26 protein-coding genes and 2 pseudogenes are annotated in these 20,520 nt (G+C 75.4%); 12 read left to right on the plus strand and 16 right to left on the minus strand.

Annotated elements, in window-relative coordinates; genetic code table 11:
- Positions 1-28 precede the first annotated feature (28 nt).
- The 4 genes from FS882_RS12795 to FS882_RS12810 all read left to right on the plus strand — a co-directional run bounded on the left by FS882_RS12795 (position 29) and on the right by FS882_RS12810 (position 2,935).
- Positions 29-448, plus strand: coding sequence for a hypothetical protein (locus tag FS882_RS12795; protein WP_158373428.1), 420 nt, complete (start codon positions 29-31; stop codon positions 446-448).
- A gap of 85 nt (positions 449-533) precedes the next feature.
- Positions 534-1,214 carry a DUF6766 family protein gene (locus FS882_RS12800; RefSeq protein WP_158373429.1) on the plus strand — a complete coding sequence of 227 codons (681 nt, stop codon included), beginning with the start codon at positions 534-536 and terminating at the stop codon, positions 1,212-1,214.
- Positions 1,215-1,262: 48 nt separating this feature from the next.
- Entirely contained in the window at positions 1,263-2,171 is a 909-nt protein-coding gene (gene ppk2, locus FS882_RS12805; protein ID WP_158373430.1) for a polyphosphate kinase 2, read from the plus strand.
- Positions 2,172-2,224: 53 nt separating this feature from the next.
- Entirely contained in the window at positions 2,225-2,935 is a 711-nt protein-coding gene (locus FS882_RS12810) for a hypothetical protein (protein ID WP_158373431.1), read from the plus strand.
- 9 nt (positions 2,936-2,944) lie between these two features.
- Here FS882_RS12810 and yidD read toward each other — a convergent pair whose 3' ends face one another.
- Positions 2,945-3,223 carry a membrane protein insertion efficiency factor YidD gene (gene yidD / locus FS882_RS12815; protein ID WP_158373432.1) on the minus strand — a complete coding sequence of 93 codons (279 nt, stop codon included), beginning with the start codon at positions 3,221-3,223 and terminating at the stop codon, positions 2,945-2,947.
- A 121-nt stretch (positions 3,224-3,344) separates the two neighbouring features.
- Positions 3,345-4,367 (minus strand): LD-carboxypeptidase, encoded by a 1,023-nt coding sequence (locus FS882_RS12820; protein ID WP_158373433.1) that lies wholly within the window; start codon positions 4,365-4,367, stop codon positions 3,345-3,347.
- A gap of 108 nt (positions 4,368-4,475) precedes the next feature.
- On the opposite strand from FS882_RS12820, the gene FS882_RS12825 reads away from it, so the two are divergent.
- The gene (locus FS882_RS12825; protein ID WP_158373434.1) at positions 4,476-4,871 is read left to right on the plus strand and encodes an aldehyde dehydrogenase; all 396 of its coding nucleotides are present in this window, start codon (positions 4,476-4,478) and stop codon (positions 4,869-4,871) included.
- Between the two features lie 18 nt (positions 4,872-4,889).
- Here the strand turns inward: FS882_RS12825 and FS882_RS12830 are convergent, their stop codons facing one another.
- Together FS882_RS12830 and FS882_RS12835 are read right to left on the minus strand one after the other, a co-directional pair.
- Positions 4,890-5,141, minus strand: coding sequence for a nuclease (locus tag FS882_RS12830; protein ID WP_158373435.1), 252 nt, complete (start codon positions 5,139-5,141; stop codon positions 4,890-4,892).
- A 353-nt stretch (positions 5,142-5,494) separates the two neighbouring features.
- Positions 5,495-6,058 carry a TetR/AcrR family transcriptional regulator gene (locus tag FS882_RS12835; protein WP_158373436.1) on the minus strand — a complete coding sequence of 188 codons (564 nt, stop codon included), beginning with the start codon at positions 6,056-6,058 and terminating at the stop codon, positions 5,495-5,497.
- Between the two features lie 109 nt (positions 6,059-6,167).
- Between FS882_RS12835 and FS882_RS12840 the strand changes: the two genes are divergently transcribed.
- A complete protein-coding gene (locus FS882_RS12840; RefSeq protein ID WP_158373437.1) occupies positions 6,168-7,076 on the plus strand; it encodes an SDR family oxidoreductase in 909 nt (302 codons plus the stop codon).
- A 91-nt stretch (positions 7,077-7,167) separates the two neighbouring features.
- Positions 7,168-7,788, plus strand: a complete 621-nt coding sequence (locus FS882_RS12845; protein WP_158373438.1) for a dihydrofolate reductase family protein — start codon at positions 7,168-7,170, stop codon at positions 7,786-7,788.
- Positions 7,789-7,800: 12 nt separating this feature from the next.
- Here FS882_RS12845 and FS882_RS12850 read toward each other — a convergent pair whose 3' ends face one another.
- The 6 genes and pseudogenes from FS882_RS12850 to FS882_RS12880 all read right to left on the minus strand — a co-directional run bounded on the left by FS882_RS12850 (position 7,801) and on the right by FS882_RS12880 (position 12,272).
- The gene (locus FS882_RS12850) at positions 7,801-8,013 is read right to left on the minus strand and encodes a hypothetical protein (protein ID WP_158373439.1); all 213 of its coding nucleotides are present in this window, start codon (positions 8,011-8,013) and stop codon (positions 7,801-7,803) included.
- Between the two features lie 88 nt (positions 8,014-8,101).
- Positions 8,102-8,320 carry a hypothetical protein gene (locus FS882_RS12855; protein ID WP_158373440.1) on the minus strand — a complete coding sequence of 73 codons (219 nt, stop codon included), beginning with the start codon at positions 8,318-8,320 and terminating at the stop codon, positions 8,102-8,104.
- A gap of 37 nt (positions 8,321-8,357) precedes the next feature.
- Positions 8,358-8,573 carry a hypothetical protein gene (locus FS882_RS12860; protein WP_158373441.1) on the minus strand — a complete coding sequence of 72 codons (216 nt, stop codon included), beginning with the start codon at positions 8,571-8,573 and terminating at the stop codon, positions 8,358-8,360.
- A gap of 648 nt (positions 8,574-9,221) precedes the next feature.
- Positions 9,222-9,323, minus strand: a pseudogene (locus FS882_RS21755) (thrombospondin type 3 repeat-containing protein); the annotation flags it as partial.
- A 393-nt stretch (positions 9,324-9,716) separates the two neighbouring features.
- Positions 9,717-11,306 (minus strand): annotated as a pseudogene (locus FS882_RS21760) (GDSL-type esterase/lipase family protein); the annotation flags it as partial.
- A 258-nt stretch (positions 11,307-11,564) separates the two neighbouring features.
- Positions 11,565-12,272, minus strand: a complete 708-nt coding sequence (locus FS882_RS12880) for a hypothetical protein (RefSeq protein ID WP_158373442.1) — start codon at positions 12,270-12,272, stop codon at positions 11,565-11,567.
- 113 nt (positions 12,273-12,385) lie between these two features.
- Here FS882_RS12880 and FS882_RS12885 point away from each other — a divergent pair, with 113 nt between their 5' ends.
- A complete protein-coding gene (locus FS882_RS12885; RefSeq protein ID WP_158373443.1) occupies positions 12,386-12,676 on the plus strand; it encodes a hypothetical protein in 291 nt (96 codons plus the stop codon).
- Positions 12,677-12,735: 59 nt separating this feature from the next.
- Complete coding sequence (locus tag FS882_RS12890) at positions 12,736-13,773, plus strand: Fpg/Nei family DNA glycosylase (RefSeq protein WP_158373444.1); 1,038 nt, start codon at positions 12,736-12,738, stop codon at positions 13,771-13,773.
- A 22-nt stretch (positions 13,774-13,795) separates the two neighbouring features.
- Here FS882_RS12890 and FS882_RS12895 read toward each other — a convergent pair whose 3' ends face one another.
- A complete protein-coding gene (locus FS882_RS12895; RefSeq protein WP_262348280.1) occupies positions 13,796-14,239 on the minus strand; it encodes a GNAT family N-acetyltransferase in 444 nt (147 codons plus the stop codon).
- Between the two features lie 102 nt (positions 14,240-14,341).
- Here FS882_RS12895 and FS882_RS12900 point away from each other — a divergent pair, with 102 nt between their 5' ends.
- Positions 14,342-14,602 (plus strand): LapA family protein, encoded by a 261-nt coding sequence (locus tag FS882_RS12900; RefSeq protein WP_158373446.1) that lies wholly within the window; start codon positions 14,342-14,344, stop codon positions 14,600-14,602.
- A gap of 29 nt (positions 14,603-14,631) precedes the next feature.
- On the opposite strand, the gene FS882_RS12905 is transcribed toward FS882_RS12900, so the two are convergent.
- Together FS882_RS12905 and FS882_RS12910 are read right to left on the minus strand one after the other, a co-directional pair.
- Positions 14,632-15,291: a DUF1684 domain-containing protein gene (locus tag FS882_RS12905; RefSeq protein WP_158373447.1), complete on the minus strand. Its 660-nt coding sequence runs from the start codon at positions 15,289-15,291 to the stop codon at positions 14,632-14,634.
- A gap of 12 nt (positions 15,292-15,303) precedes the next feature.
- Positions 15,304-15,507, minus strand: a complete 204-nt coding sequence (locus tag FS882_RS12910) for a hypothetical protein (protein WP_262348281.1) — start codon at positions 15,505-15,507, stop codon at positions 15,304-15,306.
- Between the two features lie 131 nt (positions 15,508-15,638).
- On the opposite strand from FS882_RS12910, the gene FS882_RS12915 reads away from it, so the two are divergent.
- Positions 15,639-16,586 carry an LLM class F420-dependent oxidoreductase gene (locus FS882_RS12915; protein WP_158373448.1) on the plus strand — a complete coding sequence of 316 codons (948 nt, stop codon included), beginning with the start codon at positions 15,639-15,641 and terminating at the stop codon, positions 16,584-16,586.
- On the opposite strand, the gene FS882_RS12920 is transcribed toward FS882_RS12915, so the two are convergent.
- Positions 16,567-17,820 carry a glycosyltransferase 87 family protein gene (locus tag FS882_RS12920; protein ID WP_158373449.1) on the minus strand — a complete coding sequence of 418 codons (1,254 nt, stop codon included), beginning with the start codon at positions 17,818-17,820 and terminating at the stop codon, positions 16,567-16,569. The genes FS882_RS12915 and FS882_RS12920 overlap by 20 nt on opposite strands.
- Positions 17,821-18,067: 247 nt before the next feature.
- Between FS882_RS12920 and FS882_RS12925 the strand changes: the two genes are divergently transcribed.
- Positions 18,068-19,405: a uracil-xanthine permease family protein gene (locus FS882_RS12925; protein WP_158373450.1), complete on the plus strand. Its 1,338-nt coding sequence runs from the start codon at positions 18,068-18,070 to the stop codon at positions 19,403-19,405.
- A gap of 22 nt (positions 19,406-19,427) precedes the next feature.
- On the opposite strand, the gene FS882_RS12930 is transcribed toward FS882_RS12925, so the two are convergent.
- A complete protein-coding gene (locus FS882_RS12930) occupies positions 19,428-20,108 on the minus strand; it encodes a LytR C-terminal domain-containing protein (protein ID WP_158373451.1) in 681 nt (226 codons plus the stop codon).
- Positions 20,098-20,406 (minus strand): type II toxin-antitoxin system VapB family antitoxin, encoded by a 309-nt coding sequence (locus tag FS882_RS12935; protein WP_147794834.1) that lies wholly within the window; start codon positions 20,404-20,406, stop codon positions 20,098-20,100. The genes FS882_RS12930 and FS882_RS12935 overlap by 11 nt, the downstream gene beginning before the upstream one ends.
- Positions 20,407-20,520 lie beyond the last annotated feature (114 nt).

Genomic DNA, 20,520 nt, shown 5'->3' on the forward strand with positions numbered 1-20,520 from the left:
CGGGGGCGAGCCCTGCCACGATGCCCGGATGAGGCGGTGGCGCATCCCGGTGGGCGCGGCCCTGGTGGTCGCGCTGCTGGCGGCGTGCGGCTCCGGCGGCGCGGCCCGAGCGGCCCGGGAGGTCGCCGTCGCCTTCTCCGCGGCGGTGGCCGCCGGCGACGGGGACGCCGCCTGCGCGCTGCTCGCCGAGTCGGTGGCGCAGCGCGTCGCCGAGGACGAGGAGGCCCCGTGCGCCCGTGCCCTGTCCGAGGGGCCGGTCGCCGACGACCTCGCGGAGCGCGCCGCGGACGCCCGACCCGGGGAGGTCCGGGTGGCCGGCCGCCAGGCGCAGGTGCGGCTCGGCGGCGACACCGTGTTCCTCGCGCGGTCGGGCACCGGGTGGGTGGTGACCGGCGCGGGCTGCGACGCGCGCCCGGACCGCCCCTACGACTGCGAGGTGGCGGCATGAGGTCCCAGCGGGTGCTGTTCGCGGTCGTGCTCGGCGGCACGTACCTCGTGCTGCTGCTGTGCGTCGTGCTCGCGGTGGTGCGGCGGTGAGGGCGCCCCGGTGGGTCCGGGAGAACGGGCTGAGCCTGTTCTTCCTCGGCATCTTCCTCGCGGCGGTGGCCGGGCAGGCGGTCAGCGGCGTGGCCCTGTTCAACCGCGAGCAGGTGGCCGCCGGGCTCGAGCCCGTGACGCTCGGCGAGTACGTCACGTCGTCGGCGTTCGCCGTCGACCTCAGCGAGAACTGGCAGTCCGAGTTCCTGCAGTTCCTGCTCTACATCGCCGCGACCGTCTGGTTCGTGCAGCGGGGGTCCCCCGAGTCGAAGCCGCTCGACAAGGCGGGGCGGGAGACCGACGAGGAGCAGGCCGTCGGCGAGCACGCCGGCCCGCAGTCCCCGCCGTGGGCGCGCGTCCGGGGCTGGCGGATGTCCGTGTACTCGCACTCGCTGACCCTGGTGATGGGCTCGATCTTCCTGCTGTCCTGGTTCGTGCAGTCGCTGACCGGCGCGGTGGCGTACTCCGAGGAGCAGATGCGCGACCTCCAGGACCCGGTGACGTGGCCGGAGTACCTGCGCGAGCCGGACTTCTGGAGCCGGACCCTGCAGAACTGGCAGTCCGAGTTCCTCGCCGTGCTGTCGATGGTCGTGCTGGCGATCTACCTGCGCGAGCGCGGGTCCCCGGAGTCGAAGCCCGTGGGCGCCCCGCACGGCGCCACCGGCATCGAGTCCTGACCCCGCCGCGCACTGGCGCGGCGGCCCGGCGGACCCGAGAGTGGTCGCATGAGCGTCGTGAACCCGCCTCGCGACCTGCGCGAGTACATCGAATTCCTCCGGGACAGCGGCTACACGGTCCGGGACGGGCACACGCCGGACCCGGACCTGATCGACCCGCAGGGCAACCCGGTCTACACCTGGCAGGAGGGGTACCCGTACCCCGACCTGATGGACCGCGACGCCTACGAGCTCGAGAAGTACCGCCTCCAGGTCGAGCTGCTGAAGTTCCAGTACTGGCTGGAGGACAACGACAAGCGGGCGATCGTGCTGTTCGAGGGCCGGGACGCGGCGGGCAAGGGCGGCACGATCAAGCGGTTCACCGAGCACCTGAACCCGCGGACGTCCCGGGTGGTGGCGCTGTCCAAGCCGAGCGACCGCGAGCGCGGCCAGTGGTACTTCCAGCGCTACGTGCAGCACCTGCCGACCGCCGGCGAGATCGTCATGTTCGACCGGTCCTGGTACAACCGCGCGGGCGTCGAGCGCGTGATGGGCTTCTGCACCGAGGAGGAGTACCAGGCGTTCATGGGGCAGGCGCCGGTCTTCGAGAAGATGCTCGTCGACTCCGGCATCCACGTCACCAAGCTCTGGTTCTCGGTGTCCCGGAAGGAGCAGCGCACCCGGTTCGCGATCCGCCAGCTCGACCCGGTCCGCCGGTGGAAGCTGTCGCCGATGGACCTCGCGTCGCTGGACCGCTGGGAGGAGTACACCCAGGCGAAGGAGGAGATGTTCCGGCGCACCGACAAGCGGCACGCCCGGTGGACGATCATCCGGTCCAACGACAAGAAGCGGGCGCGGATCAACGCGATGCGGTTCTTCCTCAACCAGTTCGACTACGAGGGCAAGGACCTGGACGTCGTCGGGCGGCCCGACCCGCTGCTGGTGATCCGCAGCAAGAACGAGCCCGCGGACGAGTAGCGCCGGCCGGGCTCGCCTTGCCACGGGAGCGCGCCGCCCGGGATGCTGGCCGGATGGCCGGCGAACGGACGTACGCGATCCTGCCCTGCCCCGACGTCGACGCGGCCGTCGCCTTCTACGAGGCGCTCGGCTTCCGTCCGACGTACCGCCAGCGACGGCCCTATCCGACAGCCGTCGTGCGGCTCGAGGACATCCACATCCACCTCTCGGGCATCGACGGCTTCGACCCCGCGGCGTCGTACGCCAGCGTGATCGTCGTCGTGCCGGACGCGGAGGCGCTCTACCAGCAGTTCGCCGCCGGCCTGCGCGCCCACCTCGGCCGGCTGCCGACGGCGGGCGTCCCGCGACTGCTGCGGCCGCGGCGCAAGCAGGGCACCACCACCGGCTTCTCCGTGGTGGACGTCGGCGGGAACTGGCTCCGGTTCTACCGCGAGGCCGACGTGGGCACCGAGGAGCCCGCCGCGACCGGCCTCGCGCGCGCCGTCGAGGTCGCGGCCCGGCAGGGCGACGCGCGCGGCGACGACGCGCAGGCGCTGGTCGCGCTCGACGCCGGGCTGACTCGGCACCCGGACGCGCCGGCCGACGAGCGGGTCCGGGCGCTCGCGTACCGCGCCGAGCTGCTGGTGCGGCTCGGGCGGGCCGGGGACGCGGGGACCACGCTGGCCGAGGCGGAGGCGCTGCGGCTCAGCGCGGCGCAGGCGGAGGCCGTCGCGCCGGACCTGGCCCACGCGCGGGAGGTCCTGGCCGGCGCCGCCGGCGCCTGACGTCGGCGGTCAGAACCGGAACGGGATCGGGATGCCGCCGCAGCAGCACACCCCGCGCACGTCCGACTGCGCCAGCATCCCCGCGGCCTGGTAGCACGCGACGAACCGGGCGGCGGTCGGCCGGAGGCCGCGCAGCACACCCCGCGCGACGACGGTCCGCCGGATCGCCTCCGAGCAGGACGTCCCGCCGTGCGCGACCCGGTGCGCGCAGGAGTAGCCCTTCCGCGGCGAGATCCGGCGCTGGTAGACCCGGATGAGGCGGTCGGTGGCGGACGCGGCGAGGCTCATCGCGCCACGGTAGGCGCGCGTCCGGGTGCACGCGCGCGGTGCGGCGGCGGGCGCGCGGCGCGGCGGCGGGCGTGCGGCGCGGCGGCGGGCGTGCGGCGCGGCGGCGACGGCGACGGCGCGCTCAGCGCAGCACCTGCGTGAGCACCGACCCCCCGTCGCCGTGCTCGACCGTGGCGAGCGCCCCGTTCACCAGCGCCAGGTGCGGCGGGACGTGCCCGCAGTCGACGTCGGCCAGCACCGGGACCCCGAGGCCGGCCAGCGCGTGCCGGGCGGCGTCGTGCTGCGTCAGCCCCGGCACGTCCGCGCCGCGGGTCCGCCCGAGGAGCACGGCGTTCGCGCCGGCGAAGAACCCGGCGTAGCGGAGGCCGAGCAGCCGACGGGCGACGTCGGCCGCGTCCGCCGCCGCGGCCTCCAGGTAGACGATCGTGCCCTCCGGGGCGTGCGCGGCGGCGAACGTCGCCACGTCGCCGTACGGCGTCCCGGCCAGGTGCGACACCGTCTCCAGGCACCCGCCGACCAGGCGCCCCTCGGCGTGCACGGCGTCGTCCCCGTCGAGCCGCACCCACCCGCCGGCGGCGTCGAGCGGCTCCTCCGTGGCCTCGGGGTCGACCGCGAAGTCGGTGAACCCGGCCGACCGGTACCTCGTCGCGGCGCCCTGCACGAGCGTGGCGCCGGGCTCGGCCTGCACGACGTCGAGCCACGGCAGCATCGGCGCCGGCACCCGGAACGGCGTCTCCATGAGGTTCTGCCCGTGCAGCGTCGCGACGCCGGTGCGGAGCGTCAGGGGCAGCAGCAGGGTCGAGATGTCGGAGTAGCCGACGAACCACGTCGGGTCCGCTGCGAGGGCGTCCCAGTCGAGGCGGTCGAGGAGGTCGAGCGCGATCTCCCCGCCCCACGGCGGCACGACCGCCCGCACGGCGGGGTCCGTCATCATCCCGGTCAGCTCGGCGGCGCGGGCGTCCGCGGGACCGCTGGCCACCCCCGCACCGCGGACGAGCGGCCCGAGGCGGACGTCGAGCCCGTGGTCGGCGAGGTGCCGGACGGCGACGTCGAGCCGCCGGGCGTGCGGGGCGGTGACCCCCGCCGACGGGGAGGCCACGCCGACGACGTCGCCGGGGACCAGCGGGCGGGGGTAGCGGATCATGCGCCGCAGTCTGGCAGCGTGCGCCGGCCCCTGGTGGCCCCGAGACCCTGCGGCGTAGCGTCGTGCGGTGCCGGAGCACCAGCCGATCGCACGAGGGGTGGACGAGCCATGAGCATGATGACGGACATGATGAAGTCGATGCCGGCGGGCACGACGGGGATGGACATGACCGCGATGCAGCCGTGCATCGAGGCCTGCTCGGCCGCGGCGATGGCGGCGACCATGTGTGCCGACGCGGACGCCGGGGAGAACATGGCCCGATGTGCGTCCCTGTGCGCGAGCACGGCGGACGTCGCGACCACGACGATGCGGATGATGATGCGGCCCGCGGGCTACGACATGTCCACGATGTCGGCGATGATGCAGGCCTGCGTCGCCGTGGGCGAGGCGTGCGCGGCGGAGTGCGAGAGGCACGCGTCGATGTCCGAGCACTGCCGGATCTGCGCGCAGGCCTGCCGGGCGATGGTCGACGCCTGCCGCTCGGCCATGGCCTCGACGGCCTGACCGGCCGGGTCCGGACCGCTAGACGGACGGGCGCGCGGCGTACCAGACGCCGCCCAGCGCCAGCAGCCCGGCGACCGGGTGCACCGCCACCGGCTCGCCGGGCTGCGGCGTGGCGCGCGTCGTGAGCACGCGCAGGTCGCCGTCGAGCAGGGCGACGGTCACCTGGGCGTCGCCCTGCGCGACGACGAGGCCGTCGCGCCAGGCACTGGGGGAGGCGGTCGCGACGACCTCCTGGACGGGGAGGACGTCGACGCGGGTGTGCTGCGGCACTTCAGGCTCCTGGGGTCCGGCGTTGCGGTGCGGGTGCGCTCGCGCGCCGGGACGGACCGGGGCTGCGCGGAGGGCGGCTGCTGCGGGGTGACGCGGGGTCCGGCCGGGGCGCGCCTCAGGCGCGGGCGGGGGACCGCTGGGACGTCAGCGACACATTCGACAGCTGCACCGCACCGTCGGCACGGCGACGGACCCCGCGCGGAGCGGGGTCGCGTGGGCGTGCAGGACGGCGGACATGCCGACGAGTGTGGGCAGCCCCGCGTGACGTGTCAAGGGGCGCCCGGGGACCGCCGCGCGCCCCCGCTGGTGAGGGGGTCGCGGCGCCGTCCGGGCGCGTCCGCCCCGTGGACGCGTCAGCCGGACGCGAGCGTGCGGAGGTCCGCCAGCGCGGCCCGCACGTGGTCGTCGAGGCCGCGTCCGCCGTCGCTCGCGACCCACGACTCGAAGCCGACCCGGAACGCGGCGACCGCGGCCTCCGCGGCGAGCGCGGCGGCCGGCGCGGGCACGCCGCGGCCGCGCAGCGCCCCGGCCAGCGCGGCGCCGAGCGCCGCCATCTTGAGCAGCTCGCGCTCCTGGAGGCCCGGGTTGGCCGCGACGACCCCCGCGCGGGTGCGGGCGTGCTCGATCCGGTCGGCGAGGGCGTCGCAGCCCCGGACGACGCCCGCGCCGGCGGCCTCGAGCGGGCCCGCGCCGGGCGGCGCGCCGACGACTCCGGCGACGGCCAGGCGCTCGAGGGTGTGCGCGCCGTCGAACAGCACCTCGCGCTTGTCCGCGAAGTACCGGAAGTAGGTGCGCTCGGTGACGCCGGCCCGCTCGGCGATGTCCTGGACGGTCGTCTGCTCGTAGCCACGCTCGGCGTAGAGCTCCAGCGCCGCGCGCGCCATCCGGCCCCGCGCGTCCGGCTCCCAGCGTCCCATCCCGTCAGTCTAGTGATGACAGCCGCTGACATCGGGCGTACCGTGATGACAGCGACTGACATCACAGTCGCCCCGGGTCCGCCCGGGTGCTCGTCCCTGGAGGACTCCCATGCGTGTGTTCGTCACCGGTGCATCCGGCTGGATCGGCTCGGCCGCCGTGCCCGAGCTGCTCGCCGCGGGGCACGACGTCGTCGGCCTCGCCCGCTCCGAGGCGTCCGCCGCCTCGCTGACCGCCGCCGGCGTCGAGGTCCGCCGCGGCGACCTCGACGACCTCGGGGCGCTGCGGGCGGGCGCCGAGGACGCCGACGCCGTGCTGCACCTCGCGTTCAAGCACGACTTCGGCGACATGGCCGGGTCCGGCCGCACCGAGCGCGCCGCCGTCGAGGCGCTCGGCGACGTGCTCGCCGGCACCGACCGGCCGCTGCTGCTCGCGTCGGGCATCGCCGGCGTCGCCCCCGGCCGGCTGCTGACCGAGGACCTCGCGTCGCCCTACGCCACTCCGGACGCTCCGCGCGGCGCGAGCGAGACCTACGCCCTCGCGCTCGCGGAGCGGGGCGTGCGCCCCGTCGCGCTCCGGTTCGCGCCCACGGTGCACGGCTCCGGGGACCACGGGTTCGTCGCCGAGCTGGTCCGGGTCGCGCGTGAGCGCGGGGTCGCGGGGTACGTCGGCGACGGCTCGAACCGGTGGCCCGCGGTGCACCGGTCGGACGCCGGGCGCCTGGTCGCCCTCGCGCTGGCGCGGGCGGCGGCGCAGGGCGACGTGCCGGTGGTGCACGCCGTCGGCGAGGAGGGCGTGCCCGCACGCGACATCGCCGAGGCGATCGGGCGCGCGCTCGGGGTCCCGGCCGCGTCGGTCGCGACCGAGGAGGCGGCAGCGCACTTCGGCTGGATCGGCGGGTTCTTCGCGCTCGACCTGCCCGCGTCCAGCGCGCTCACCCGCGAGCGGCTCGGTTGGCGGCCCACCGGCCCGACGTTGCTCGAGGACCTGGCGGCGGGCGCGTACACACCGAGCCGGTGACGAGGGTCTAGGCACGCGCCGCGCGGGTGGGGTCTCATGAGGGACCAGCCACCCGTGCGGCGCTCCGCGCCCGCCCGAAGGAGGACCCGCGATGGCGACGATCGTCTCCACCCTGTTCATCTCGCTCGACGGCGTGGCCGAGATCGACCCGGCGTGGCACTTCCCGTACTTCGACGAGCACATGGGCGCCGCGGTCACCGAGGACTACGCGGGCGCCGACGTCCTGCTGCTCGGGCGGGTCACCTACGACAGCTTCGCGGGCGCCTGGCCCGACCGCGAGGCCGCCGGCGAGGAGGACGCCACGTTCGCGAGGCAGCTCGGCGACGTCCGCAAGCTCGTCGCCACCCGCGGCGCCGCGGACCTCGGCTGGCGTAACGCGGAGCGGGTCGAGGGCGACCTGGTCGAGGCCGTGACCGCGCTCAAGGCGCAGCCCGGCGTCGGCAAGGTCGTCGTGCCCGGCTCGCTGTCCGTGGTGCGGCAGCTGCTCGCCGCCGGCCTGCTCGACGAGCTGCGGCTGCTCGTGCACCCGGTCGCCGCCCGGCACGGCGAGCGGCTGTTCGACGAGGGGTCGCCGATCTACCCGCTGCGGCTGCTGGCGTCGGACGTGTTCCCGACCGGGGTGGTGCGGCTGGTGTACGCGCCCGGCGAGCTGCCGAACGCGCACGGGTACGACGACGTGAAGGGCGAGGTGCCGGGCGCGGGCGAGGGGTGAGCGCGAGGGCGGTCAGAACGTGAAGTTCCGCAGCTGGATCACGACCCAGACGTAGAACGCCACGACCGCGACGATCGCGGCCCCGGAGAACGTCAGGACGATCCGCAGGGCCCGGCGGGGCCGCTGACGCTCGCGCGGCTTCTTGCCATGCCAGGACCAGATCAGGCCGCCGGCGAAGGCGAGCAGCGCGGCGGCGAGGGCGCCGTTCACCACGAGCCAGTCCACACCAGTACCTCCTCGCTCGGCGGTATCGCCTGCGGCGGTGGGCCCGGCGCGGAACGCGTGCCCGGGCAGAGGTGAGTGACGAGACGGCTCACCGCATGTAGTCGTAAGACAGGCCGATCATCAGGTACGCGCAGTATCCGAGGTACAGCGCGATCACCGCCCCCGAGACCGTCAGGAGGGTCCTCCGCACCCTGCGGCGGATCGTGCCCTCACCTCGCTTCCTGCTTCGGCGCCACCAGATCAGGCCGCCGATGAAGACGAGCACCGCGGTGGCGAACGCCCAGTGGATCAGGACAACCCAGTCCATGGTGGTCCTCCCTGCTCGATGGTGCGGGACGTCGCGGTCAGAACGTGAAGTTCCGCAGCTGGGTCAGGAACCGGATGTAGGCCCCCACGGCGGGCACGATGAGGGAACCCGAGATGGTCAGGATGACCCGCAGCACCCGCCGGGGCCGTCGGTCCTCGCGGGGCCGCCCGCCCCATCGCCACCAGATCACGCCGACGACGAAGACGAGAAACCCGACCGCCATCGCGACGTTGATCAGTCCCAAGATGCCCACGGCGACCTCCGCGGTCGATGTCGTGCCTCACTCGCCCGCCCTGTCGGGTGGTCCGCCCACTGAGCGTCGGCGGACGGACACGACGGCCCCGGCGCCGAGGGTGGCGATCGTGAGCGTGACGAGGAGCCCGACCAGGGGCCCGGTGAGCGCGAGCCCGCCGCCGTCGTCGTTCCCCGGGACGGGCGCCGCCGCCGGAGACGTCCCGGGGTCAGGCGTGGTGCCCTGCGTCGTCGGAATCAGGCCGGCGAGGTAGCCGGTGGCCGTGGACCCGATTCCGGGCAGCACGATCCCGGTGACCCGATCGCCGTCCGGCTCGCCGGCCACGAAGCCGTCGGCGTCGTCGGCGGCCCCTCCCGCGCGGAGCAGGGCCCCCGGCACGTGCAGGTCGTACACCCCTGGCAGGAGCCCGCCGACCTCCCAGGCGCCGTCCGGGCCGGTGACGACCGTGAGCTCCACCCGGTCGCCGAAGGCGTCGTCCCCGGTCAGGCGCACCTCGACCCCGGCCGCGGCGGGCTCGTCGGCGTCCCAGGTTCCGTCGGCGCCGGTGTCGGCGAAGGCGTGCCCGCTGATCGCCGCGGTCGCGTACTGGTCCCGCTGGTCCGGCCCGAACACCACCCGGCCGTCGTCGGGTCTCGCCGGGAACGGGTCGGGGTCGCAGGCGTCGCCGATGCCGTCGCCGTCGCTGTCCTCCTGGCCCGGGTTGGCGACGTCCGGGCAGTTGTCCACCTCGTCGGGGATGGCGTCGCCGTCGCGGGAGATCGTCACCAGGGTCGACCCCATGCTGAACCGCCCGAGCTGGTCGGTGACCCTGACCGTGGCGTAGCCGTCGAGCTCCTCGTCGTAGGTGTGCTCGATCACAGGGTCGGAGGTCACGTAGTCGACGGTCCCGTCGCCGTCGACGTCCCACTCATAGCTCACGAGGTGCCCGACCGGGGCGTACGAGCCGCGGGCGTCGAGGCGGAGCGTCGCACCGACCTGCGCGACCCAGGGTCCCTGGATCCAGGCGAACGGCTTGTCCATCGCGTCGGCGATCGTGCGCGTCAGCTCGCCGGCGAGGTCACCGCCGGCGACCGACGCCAGGCCGCCGGTCTGCTCGGCGACCTCGGCGAGGAACGTCGCGAGGGCGGACCCGCCCACCGCGACGGGGTAGATCTCCGCCGGGTCGACGGCCAGGGCGTGCTCGGTCACCTGCCGCCGGGTCAGTCCCGAGGTCTGCTCCGGGTCCCGGCCGGTGTTGTCGCTGATCGGGATCACGACCTTCTTCACCCCGTCGCGCCACGGCAGCGAGATCGCCTCCTCGAGGCCGGACAGCACGGCTTCCGGCCCGTCGCCGCCGTCGATCGGCACCAGCTCCTCGAGTGCGGCGCGCAGCTCGGCGGCGTCGGTGGTGAACGGCACGTCCACCCGTGACGCGTAGCTGCCCGCCACGCCCGTCCACGCGGGGTCGTCGGCGAACGACACCAGCGCGAACCGGTACGAGCTCGACAGCGCACCCAGCCGCTCGGCCATGCCCATCACGAAGTTCTGCACCTGTGTGACGTACGGCCTCATGGACATCGTCGTGTCGACGACGAACACCAGATCCAGGCCCGCTGCGCCGGCCCGGATGTCACGCCCCGGCACGGCGGCGACCTCCCGCAGCAGGCGGGCCTCCTCGGTGTGACCTCGCAGGTTCGGGTGATAGCTCTCCGCCAGGATCAGGGGTAGCTCGAACTCCTTGATCCACCGTGCCGGATTGCGGCGAGCGGTAGACGGATCGGGCTCGTGCCCGGCGAAGTGCCCCTTCACCGTGTCGAGGAACGTGACGAACTCGACCCCCGCGGCCGCGTTGGCCTGGTCGACCGCGCGGCGCTGCGCGGCGTCCCCCGCGTCCCCGAGGTCCCTCACCGCGGTGGCGGTGTTGTACGAGTCGGTGGACCAGGGCAGCAGCCCGCCGAACGACCGCAGGATGTACGGCTCCTCCGTCGACAGGTACGGGTACGACAGCAGCACCACCCGTGCGTCCGGGCGCATCCGCGCGCGCAACGCACCAAGGGTCTCGCTGATGCCATCGCCGAGCGTCCGGAGGCCGGCGTGGGCGGCATCGACGTGCTTCCGGCAGGTGCCGGGGTCCTGCGTGTGTGCCGCGAAGCACTGCATGACGATGTCGGAGAAGCCCAGGTCGTTCCCTCCGATGGTCAGCAGCACCAGGTCCGTGGTGCGGTCCACGGCCTGGATCTGCGGTCGCATCACGACGGTGCACCGCACCACCCAGGACGACACGGTCGACCCCGAGACCTCGGTCTGCACCCGCTGGTCGGTGCCGACGCCCCCCGTGCACACCGGGTCCTGCTCGGCGAGGCGGCGTGCGGCGGCCTCGTCGTCGGCGTCCGGGCGCGGCACCATGACCTGCCGCACGTCGCCGGCGTCGCGTTCCTTCGTGAGGTGGGCCAGTACGCCGCCGCTGCACGCCCGGTTAACGAACGTCGCGTGCAGGCCGCGCCCGTTGAGCCAGTCGACGTACTGCTGCCCCCAGCTCGACGAGGACCGGTAGCAGCCCTTCGGGCCGTAGTACGCGCCGGCACCGTTGCCGGCCGAGTACGAGTCGCCCAGCTGGACGACCGACACAGCGGTCGCGATCTCCACCGACGGCGGCAGCGGCGTCTGCGGACCGACCGCGCCCACCAGGGCGAGCGACAGCCCCATCACCGCCGAACCGAACCCCAGCACCCTGCCCCAGCGCCGCCGTGCCATCAGTCGACTCCCAGCCGACCACGACACGGGTTGCGGCGGACCGGGCCGGCCCTGGTCGGCGGATGTGCGATCCCGGTGCGTCAACCCGGTGGCGCCTGTGCCGCACGGGGTGCTCCGGACCTTAGGAGCGCCGCGACCCGACCAAATGGCGGGGGACACCTACCCGAATGCGGGTTCTGGCGAGACCGTCGATCGCGGCGGAGCCGGTCCGGGCGCGCACGGCGTCCGGCCCGCGGACGCGGTGGTGGAGAGGGCCGGTCAGCCCGCCAGCGCCGCCGTCGCCGCCTCGACCGCGGTCCGCGCCTCCTCGGCCGCCGTCGTCGCGCCGATGACCGCGTCGACGTCCTCCGCGTCGACCGGCTCGGCGCGCACGGCCGCCGCGGCGTCGAGCGCGCCCTGGAGGGCGGCGCGGGCGTCGGCGCTGCCGGTGCCCGCGGCGAGCGCCCGCTGCCCGGCGGCCACCGCGCCGTCGAGCGCCGCCATCGCGGCGTCGCGCGCCGTGGCCTCCTGCTGGAGGTCGAAGCGGTAGCTGTCCTCGAAGATCGCGGCGGACGCGTCCTGGATGGTCTGCAGGTGGTCGAGCGCCGCCGCGCGCGTCTCCTCGACCGCAGCGGCCTGCTCCGCCGGCGAGCCCTGCGTCGGTGCCGTGGTGTCCAGCGCCTCGGCCGCGGTCAGCGCGTCGGCCAGCGTGGTCCCGAGGGCCGGGTCGGTGAGCCGGCCCTCCACGGACGCGAGCGCCTCGTGCGAGGAGCCGATCGCCTGCTGGAGCTCGGTGGCGACGGGTGCCAGCCGGGCGAGCGCCTGGTCGAGGGCCGCGCCGCCCCGGGCCTGCGAGCGCTGCGCGGACGCGAACCAGACGCCGCCCGCGACCAGCAGCAGGACCACGACCAGGGCCACGACGGCGAGCCGGGCGCGGCGTCCGCGGTCGGTCGGCGCGGCGGTCCCCGGTGGCGTGCTCGCGGCCATGTGGTGCCCCCTGATCGGTCCGAGCGGTCGGTCCTCGCAGCGTACCCGCGGACGTGCGGCCCCTCCCTCGCGCCCGGCTGCCGAGACCGGGTGGCCGCGCGCCGTGCACCGGCTTGCTGGCTGTGCCCCGGCTGTGCCTGGCAGGATGGGCCCGTGACCTGCCGAGACGCCGCCGCGAGGGCCCGAGCCGGCCGGCCGGTGTCGTGCTGACCGGCGCGGTCGACGTGGTCCTGGAGCTCGTGCTGCGGGCGTCCGCGGCGCTGCTGGGCCGCGTCCTGCACGGCCGGGACGCGATGGAGGACCTGGCCGCGGCCTGGACGTGGTCGGCCGCGGTGTGGCCGGCGGTCGGGCTGGTCGCGGTGGTGCTGCTCGTCGGGCTCTGGACCGCCTTCTGGGACGACTGAGCCCTCCTGCTGCTGCGCCGTCCCCGGCGGGCGTCGGACGCGGCCCCTAGCCTGGGCGCATGCCCGAGGGTCACACCGTTCACCGCATCGCCCGGCAGTTCGCGCGGGACTTCGTCGGCCACCGCGTCGCGGTGTCCTCCCCGCAGGGGCGGTTCGCCCAGGGGGCCGCGCTGCTCGACGGGCGCGAGCTGCTGACGTCGGCGGCCGTCGGCAAGCAGCTGTTCCTCGGCTTCGCCGGCGGGCACGTGCTGCGGGTGCACCTCGGCCTGTACGGCGCGTGGGACTTCCTCGGCGTGGTGTCGCCGCTGGTCGAGGGCGGCGGCGCGGTCGCCAGCCTGGGCGCGCCGCGGGTGCGCCGGTCGGTGCGGATGGGCGAGGGGGAGCGCGAGGGCGACGAGGGCGCCGAGCTCGAGGACTTCCCGCCGGAGCCCGTCGGGCAGGTGCGGGTGCGCCTGGCGACCGAGCAGACGGTCGCCGACCTGCGGGGGCCGACGGCGTGCGAGGTGCTGGACCCCGCCGCGACGGCCGCCGCGCTCGCGAAGCTCGGCCCGGACCCGGCGGTCGAGGACGACGTCCGCGCCCGGATGGCCGACCCGCACGCCGTGGCCGCGGCGACCGGCGCGGCCGCCCACCGCGAGCCGGGGGAATCCGACCCGGCCGTCGCCGACGCGGTGGCGCCCGGCCCCGGCACGGCCGCCGACGTCATGGTGCAGCGGCTCACCGCGCGGGGGACCCCCGTGGGTCAGCTGCTCATGGACCAGGCCGTCGTCGCCGGTATCGGCAACATCTACCGGGCGGAGCTGCTCTACCGCGCCCGGCTCGACCCGCACACACCCGGGAAGCGGGTCCCGGCGGAGACGGCGCGCGCCCTCTGGGACGACTGGTCGACGCTGCTGGCCGACGGGATCGCCACCGGGGTCATGCTCACGCGGGAGGACCTGGACGAGGCCGGCCGGGCCGAGGCGCTCCGGGACCAGGCGCAGCGGCACTGGGTGTACGGCCGCGGCGGCGAGCCCTGCCGGACCTGCGGGACGCCGGTGGTGGTCGAGGAGATGGCGGGGCGCAAGCTGTACTGGTGCCCGACCTGCCAGCGCTGACCGGCGACGGCGGCGTCGCCCTTCAGCGCGGCGCGCGGACCATCGGGACGTGCGGGATGCCGTCCTCGTCGTAGTCCTCGCCGGCGCGCTCGAACCCGTACCGGCCGTACCAGGCCTCCAGGTGCGCCTGCGCGTGCAGGTGGATGGTCGCCGCGGGCCCGCACAGCGCGATGCCGTGCTCGAGCAGCGCGCCCGCCACGCCCCGGCCGCGCGCGGCCCCGGCGGTCGCGACGCGCCCGATCGCCGGGTGGTCGCTCCCCGCGCGCAGCACCCGGATGGTGCCGAGCAGGTCACCGTCCTCGTGCGCCCAGACCTGGAGCGAGTCGTCCAGCAGGTCCTGGCCGTCGAGCTCGGGGTACGGGCAGGTCTGCTCGACCACGAACACGTCGACGCGCAGGCGCAGCAGGGCGTAGAGCTCGGCGGCGGTGATCTCGGCGGGGGTGCGGGTCTCGATGGTCAGCGGCACGCCGGTCAGCGTAGGTGGTCGCCGCGGGTGCGGCTGCGCCATGCTCGGACCACGGCGGCCCCGGCCGCCCGCGCACGCACCCGCGCCGAGGAGGAGCCCGCCATGAGCAGCACCGAGACGCCCACCAGCCGCCCGAACCCGGTCGTGACGTTCCTGCAGCGCCGCTGGCTCAGCGTCCTGCTGGTCGTGCTCGCGGTCGTGTTCGTGGCGCAGAACCGGCAGCCGGTGCGGGTGCACCTGCTCGCGACGACCGTGACGACGCCGCTGTGGGTGGCGCTCGCCGCGATGCTGCTCGTCGGCCTCGCGGCGGGGACGTTCCGGATCCGGCGGGCGGGCCGCACGGAGGGCCGCCGCGGCCGCTGACCTCACCGCGCGACGAGCGCGCCCGCGCCTCACTCCAGCTCGAAGTCCGCCACGAGCTTCGGGTCCGGCTGCTGCTCGCCCACCGGCACCGGTGCGGGCAGGACGTTCCCGCGGGTCGCGAGCGGGCACGCCCACGCCGGGTCGTAGGCGCAGGACGGGTTGTAGGCGAAGTTCAGGTCGAGGATCAGCCCGCCGTCGGTGGCCCGGCCGAGGTCCGCGTGCTTGATGGTGTCGAGCAGGTACCGGCCGCCGCCGTACGTGCCCTTGCCCGCGGTGGCGTCCTTGACCGGGATGAAGATGCCGCCGCCGTAGGTGCGCAGCGCCCACACGGACAGCGACCCGAGCCCGTCGAGCTCGACCCGCCCGACCCGGTCGAACGGCACGACGCCGTCGGTCCCGGTCGCGACCTCCAGCCGCTGCGCCGACGTGGCCCGCACCCGCACCTCGAACCGGTAGGCCGGGTCGTACGGCGCAACCGATAGGCCCTCGAACACCGCCTTGGCGGCGTGGTGCAGCGGGGAGGCGGCGTGCGTGGCGAACAGCTCGTCGCGGCGCGCGACCCACTCGGCGTGCGCGGCAGCGGGGTCGTCCTCGGCCAGCCGCCGGACGTCGGCGTACATCTGCGCGGTGCGCCGCCGCCAGTCCGCGACCGCGAGTGCATCGAGGGCCAGGCCGAGCTGCGTCACCATGCCCTCACCGTCTCACGCGCGCGGCGGCCGGGCGGGGCGAGCGCGCCGGTCGTGCCGCTGCAGCGCGCGCACCTCGCGCACCGCGGTCGCCGCGCACACGAGCCCGACGACCCACGCCCACGGCCGGCCACGCAGCGCCAGCACGAGGCACACCAGCGTCAGCGCCCCCGCCCCCAGCACGACGGCGAGGCTCGACCACCGGACCCCACGCAGCACGCCCCCGACGGTACGCCGCCCCACGGCGCACGAGACACCGCCAAGGCGCACGCGATCTCGTGCGCCCTCGGGGTGTCTCGTGGGCGGTCGGCGCGCGCGACCCACCCCGCGCGCCGTGAAAGGCTGCCCGCATGGACCTGAGGATCTTCACCGAACCGCAGCAGGGCGCCACCTACGACGACCTCCTCGCCGTCGCACGCGCCACCGAGGACCTGGGCTTCGACGCCTTCTTCCGCTCCGACCACTACCTGTCGATGGGCTCCGGCGACGGCCTGCCCGGCCCGACCGACGCCTGGACGACGCTCGCCGGCCTGGCCCGCGAGACCAGCCGCGTCCGGCTCGGCACCCTGGTGTCGTCGGCCACGTTCCGGCACCCCGGCGTGCTCGCGATCCAGGTCGCGCAGGTCGACCAGATGTCGGGCGGCCGCGTGGAGCTGGGCCTGGGGACCGGCTGGTACGCCGAGGAGCACGAGGCCTACGGCATCCCGTTCCCGGACAGGCGGTTCGGCCTGTTCGCCGAGCAGCTGGAGGTCGTCACCGGGCTGTGGGGCACGCCGGTCGGCGGCCGGTTCGACTACGCCGGCGAGCACTACACCCTGAAGCACAGCCCGGCGCTGCCGAAGCCGGTGCAGACGTCGCCGCTCGACGGGACCACGCCCGGCGTGCCGCTGATCGTCGGCGGGCTCGGCCCGAAGAAGACCCCGGCGCTCGCCGCGCGGTTCGCGTCGGAGTTCAACCTGACGTTCCCGCCGCTGGACGTCGTGGGCGAGAAGCTGGAGACGGTCCGGGAGGCGTGCCGCGCGATCGGCCGCGACCCGCAGACGCTGACGATGTCGGCCGCGCTCGTCCTCGCGGGCGGGAAGGACGACGCCGAGGTGGACCGCCGGGCCGCCGCCATCGGGCGCGACCCGAAGGAGGTCCGCGCGGTGGGGATCGCCGGCACGCCGACGGCGATGGTCGACCGCCTCGGCACCCTCGCCGAGCAGGGCATCACCCGGGTCTACCTGCAGGTGCTCGACCTGCACGACCTGGACCACCTCGAGCTGATCGCCTCCGAGGTCATGCCGCAGGTGCGCTGAGGCGCGCCTCCGCACCCGGGCCGGTGGCCCGCGACCCCGCGCGACCCGCGCGGACGAGGTCGCGGGCCACCGCCACGAGCAGGACGACCAGCAGCAGGTTCCGCAGCACGAGCACCAGCGACGGGCCCACCTGCTGCGCCGTGATCCCGTCGTAGGCGATCGGGAACACGACCTGGGTGAGCGCGGCGATCACCAGCACCAGGGCCGCCGGCAGCCGCCAGGACCGCACGCCGCCCGCGCCCGGCCGTGCCAGGCCGACGACCACGGGCCCCGCGAGCCACCCGACGAACTGTGGCGACCCGACCTTGTTCGCCAGGATCAGCGTCACGGCGACGAGCAGCGCCCCGCGCGCGAGGAACCCGGCGGTGTCCAGGCGGTCGCCGGCGCGCAGCCGGGCCCGGGCGAGCAGCGCCGTGACCGCGGCGAGCGCCACCGGCAGCAGCACGCCGAGCGCGCCCGCCACGGCGGCGGTCCCCGGCCCGGCGATCTCCCACGTGGTGATCTCCTGGTTGAGCACGACCCGCACGGGCTCGCCGCCGAGCCCGCCCGCGATCCCCGCCAGCACGAACGGCGTCGCGGCGACGGACTCGACCTGGAGCCCGCGCTCGCCCTGCTCGCCCAGGAAGCTGGTCAGGTGACCGAGCCCGCCGCCCGCGGCGACCGCGCCGGCCACGACCACGCAGACCGCCGCGGCCGGCAGCACCAGGTCCCGCCAGGGGCGGCGCAGCACGAGCACCAGGGGCAGCAGCAGCGCGCCCGGCGCCACCTTGACCCACGCCCCGAAGGTGAGCAGCGCGGACGCCACCGCGGGGTGCCGCAGCGCGAGCGCGAGCGCGACCACCACGACCGGCGCCACCACCGCGTCGAGCCGGCCGACGGCCACCGGCCCCAGCAGCAGGACGAACGCCAGCCACCACCACGCGCCCACGGCGGGGTCAGGCCCCGGCGCCGCGACGGCGCCGCGCACCAGGTCCTCGCGGGCGGGCCGCCCCGCGCACCGCAGCAGCACGACCACCGCGACGGCGTCGAGCAGCGTGATCAGCGCCGACCACGCGACCGCGTACGGCTGGGTGCCCACGGCGTCGACCAGCGCGGGCAGCAGCATCGGCAGCACGGCGCCGGCGGGGTAGACCCAGTCGCCGTCCAGCACCGGCCAGACGCCCTGGTGCAGGCCCTGCCACATCCACCAGCGGTACAGGTCGAGGTCCCAGAACGCCTGCGCGGGGATCAGCACCGTCCCGACGTACGCGATCCAGCCGTGGACGGCGACGAACGCGGTCCACAGCGCGACGCGGGAGCGCAGCAGCCGGTCGATGGGGCACCTCCACGCGGACGGTCACGGGCCGCGCCACACCCTACGCGGACGCCCGGTGCGGGCGGGGTGCGGGCCGTGGGCGCGGCCGGGCGGGTGCCGCGTCACCCGCTAACCTGCCCTGCGGCGCGCGGACCGACCGGGGCGCCGACTCAGGAGGAGGACCTCGGTGAGCGCGATCGGCTGGCGGGTGCACGGCGACGGCAGGAGGGTCGAGCCGGGAGCGGTCGTCGCACCCGACGAGCGGCTGTCCTGGCCGCGGACCATCGGCATCGGCATGCAGCACGTCGTCGCCATGTTCGGCGCGACCTTCCTGGTGCCGCTGCTCACCGGCTTCTCCCCGGCGACCACGCTGCTGTTCTCGGCCGTCGGCACCGTGGTGTTCCTGCTCGTGACCGGCAACCGGCTGCCGTCCTACCTGGGGTCGAGCTTCGCGTTCATCGGCCCGATCGTCGCCGCCACGGCCTCGGGCGGGCAGTCCGCGGCGGTGGGCGGCATCCTGGCCACCGGCGTGCTGCTCGCGGTGATCGGCCTGGTCGTGCACCTGGCCGGCTCCCGGTGGATCGACCTCGTGATGCCGCCGGTGGTCACCGGCACCGTCGTCGCGCTGATCGGCTTCAACCTCGCGCCGACCGCGTGGGGCACCTGCGACGACACCGGCGCGTGCAGCGGGTTCCGCGCCGCGCCGGTCACGGCGATCGTCACGCTCGCGGCGATCGTGCTGTCCGCGGTCCTGTTCCGCGGCATCCTCGGCCGGCTGTCGATCCTGGTCGGGGTGGTCGTCGGCTACCTCGTCGCCACGCTGCGCGGCGAGGTCGACTTCACCGCGGTCCGCGCGGCCGACTGGTTCGGGCTGCCGCACTTCGTCGCCCCGACGTTCGAGCCCCGGCTGCTGGGCCTGTTCCTGCCCGTGGTGTTCGTGCTCATCGCGGAGAACGTCGGCCACGTGAAGTCGGTCGCGGCGATGACCGGCAAGGACCTCGACCCGCTGACCGGCCGCGCGCTGCTGGCGGACGGCCTGGCCACGACGCTCGCCGGCCTCGGCGGCGGCTCGGGCACGACCACCTACGCCGAGAACATCGGCGTGATGGCGGCGACCAAGGTGTACTCGACCGCCGCGTACTGGGTGGCGGCCGCGACCGCGCTGGTCCTGAGCCTGTCGCCGAAGTTCGGCGAGCTCATCAACACGATCCCCGCCGGCGTCCTCGGCGGGGCGACGACGGTCCTCTACGGGATGATCGGCGTCCTCGGCGCCCGCATCTGGGTGCAGAACAAGGTCGACTTCTCCGACCCGGTGAACCTCACGACCGCCGCCGTCGCGCTGGTGGTCGGCATCGCCAACTACACCTGGTCCGCCGGCGACCTCACGTTCGAGGGCATCGCGCTCGGCACCGCCGCGGCGATCGGGGTCTACCACGTCATGCGCGGCGTGGCCCGGTGGCGCGGCACCAGCCAGGAGCCGGCGTCGCCGGCGTCCGTCCCGGGCGGCGTCGAGCTGGAGCGCTGAGCCGCCCGCGGCCGGGGGCGGCTCAGCCCTCGGCCGCGGCCTGCTCCTCCGCCGGGGCCTCGGTGGCCGGCGGAGGGGTGGCCTGGGGGACCGGGGTGACCTGGTCGAGGGCGATGCAGCCCTCCGGGACGGCGAACGGCTGGTCCGCCACGAGCACGACGTCCGACGCGGCCACCAGCGCGTTGTAGGACGACCCGACGACGACGTCCACCGACGCGTCCGCGCGGGTGTCCAGCACGAGCTGCGGGGTGTCGAACTGCGCGGCGACGGTGTACGCCGCCGCGACGCCCTGCGTGCCGAACTGGATCAGCGCGGTACCCGCGTAGGTCGAGTAGCCCATCTGGCTCGCGTTGAGCTGCTGCGCGATCGTGAAGCCGCGCTGCGAGAGCGCCGCGGCGGTGTCGCCCGCGAGCCCCACGCGGGCCGTCCCGTTCAGCACGTTCAGGGAGACCTGGCCGTAGGGGACCGGCGTGGCGCCCTCCGGCGGGCACGGCGAGTCCTCGGCGGCGAGGCCCGTCGGCTCGGGGGACGAGAAGTCGCGCGACAGGAACGGCAGCGACACGTTCCCGGTGTAGACGGCAGCGGCGCCGAACGCGGCGACGGCGAGGCCGCCGAGCAGCACGCCGAAGACGACGGCCTGGCGCTCGCGGGTGTGCCGGCGGCGTCGCTGACGGGCGGCGTCCGGCGTGCGGTCAGCGCTCATCGGACTCGATCACCAGGACGCGCGCGTGCAGCACGGGCCGCTGCTGCAGGGCGGCGCGCACCGCGCGGTGCAGGCCGTCCTCCAGGTACAGCACGCCGCGCCACTGCACGACGTGCGCGAACAGGTCGCCGTAGAACGTGGAGTCCTCCGACAGGAGGTTGTCCAGGTTCAGCGTGCGCTTGGTGGTCACCAGCTCGTCCAGGCGGACCTGGCGCGGCGGGACGTCGGCCCACTGCTTGGGCGTGACCAGGCCGTGGTCGGGGTAGGGCCTGCCCTCGCCCACGGACTTGAAGATCACGCACGCGAGTGTAGGTGAGACGGGCCCCGCGCGGGGGCGCGGCTCGCGGGTGGGTGGTCGGGAGCAGCACCCGGGTGAACTTGCCTCCTGAGGTCAGCCCGTCGTGCCCGGTGG

Origin of the sequence: Cellulosimicrobium cellulans, assembly GCF_007679345.1 — a bacterium.
In the GTDB taxonomy this organism is placed as follows: Bacteria; Actinomycetota; Actinomycetes; order Actinomycetales; family Cellulomonadaceae; genus Cellulomonas; species Cellulomonas cellulans_A.

What these genes read in the sequence shown, in the direction of transcription:
- FS882_RS12795 (WP_158373428.1), top strand. Translation starts at nt 29, where the DNA reads ATGAGGCGGTGGCGCATCCCGGTGGGCGCGGCCCTGGTGGTCGCGCTG.
- ppk2 (WP_158373430.1), top strand. Translation starts at nt 1,263, where the DNA reads ATGAGCGTCGTGAACCCGCCTCGCGACCTGCGCGAGTACATCGAATTC.
- FS882_RS12810 (WP_158373431.1), top strand. Translation starts at nt 2,225, where the DNA reads ATGGCCGGCGAACGGACGTACGCGATCCTGCCCTGCCCCGACGTCGAC.
- yidD (WP_158373432.1), bottom strand. Translation starts at nt 3,223, where the DNA reads ATGAGCCTCGCCGCGTCCGCCACCGACCGCCTCATCCGGGTCTACCAG.
- FS882_RS12820 (WP_158373433.1), bottom strand. Translation starts at nt 4,367, where the DNA reads ATGATCCGCTACCCCCGCCCGCTGGTCCCCGGCGACGTCGTCGGCGTG.
- FS882_RS12825 (WP_158373434.1), top strand. Translation starts at nt 4,476, where the DNA reads ATGAGCATGATGACGGACATGATGAAGTCGATGCCGGCGGGCACGACG.
- FS882_RS12835 (WP_158373436.1), bottom strand. Translation starts at nt 6,058, where the DNA reads ATGGGACGCTGGGAGCCGGACGCGCGGGGCCGGATGGCGCGCGCGGCG.
- FS882_RS12840 (WP_158373437.1), top strand. Translation starts at nt 6,168, where the DNA reads ATGCGTGTGTTCGTCACCGGTGCATCCGGCTGGATCGGCTCGGCCGCC.
- FS882_RS12845 (WP_158373438.1), top strand. Translation starts at nt 7,168, where the DNA reads ATGGCGACGATCGTCTCCACCCTGTTCATCTCGCTCGACGGCGTGGCC.
- FS882_RS12855 (WP_158373440.1), bottom strand. Translation starts at nt 8,320, where the DNA reads ATGGACTGGGTTGTCCTGATCCACTGGGCGTTCGCCACCGCGGTGCTC.
- FS882_RS12880 (WP_158373442.1), bottom strand. Translation starts at nt 12,272, where the DNA reads ATGGCCGCGAGCACGCCACCGGGGACCGCCGCGCCGACCGACCGCGGA.
- FS882_RS12890 (WP_158373444.1), top strand. Translation starts at nt 12,736, where the DNA reads ATGCCCGAGGGTCACACCGTTCACCGCATCGCCCGGCAGTTCGCGCGG.
- FS882_RS12900 (WP_158373446.1), top strand. Translation starts at nt 14,342, where the DNA reads ATGAGCAGCACCGAGACGCCCACCAGCCGCCCGAACCCGGTCGTGACG.
- FS882_RS12905 (WP_158373447.1), bottom strand. Translation starts at nt 15,291, where the DNA reads ATGGTGACGCAGCTCGGCCTGGCCCTCGATGCACTCGCGGTCGCGGAC.
- FS882_RS12915 (WP_158373448.1), top strand. Translation starts at nt 15,639, where the DNA reads ATGGACCTGAGGATCTTCACCGAACCGCAGCAGGGCGCCACCTACGAC.
- FS882_RS12930 (WP_158373451.1), bottom strand. Translation starts at nt 20,108, where the DNA reads ATGAGCGCTGACCGCACGCCGGACGCCGCCCGTCAGCGACGCCGCCGG.